A 360-nucleotide genomic window follows, 5' to 3' on the forward strand; every position below is an offset into this window, starting at 1 on the left:
TCAGCGTTATGGAAATGCCAAAGGTTTTATAGTAGAAACATTGGATTATCAAGCTGGTGATGAGGCAGGTATTAAGTCTGTGACTCTAAGCTTTACTGGTCCAAACGCCTATGGCTTGCTTAAGTCAGAAATGGGTGTTCATCGTTTGGTGCGCATCTCACCTTTTGACTCAGCTAAGCGTCGTCATACTTCCTTTACATCTGTGGAGGTAATGCCTGAGTTGGATGATACCATTGAAATTGAAATCAGAGATGATGAAGTGAAGATGGATACCTTCCGGTCAGGAGGTGCTGGTGGACAGAACGTCAATAAGGTTTCAACGGGTGTTCGATTGACGCACATTCCGACAGGGATTGTGAC

At 44.4% G+C, this 360-nt stretch carries 1 protein-coding gene; it reads left to right on the forward strand.

Going from position 1 to position 360, the window contains the following annotated elements:
* The coding region (locus C1G53_RS09620; protein WP_153046702.1) for a PCRF domain-containing protein at nt 1–360 on the forward strand (360 nt) is incomplete at both ends.

The sequence above is a fragment of the Streptococcus suis genome, assembly GCF_002960445.1.
Taxonomy (GTDB): domain Bacteria; phylum Bacillota; class Bacilli; order Lactobacillales; family Streptococcaceae; genus Streptococcus; species Streptococcus hyiners.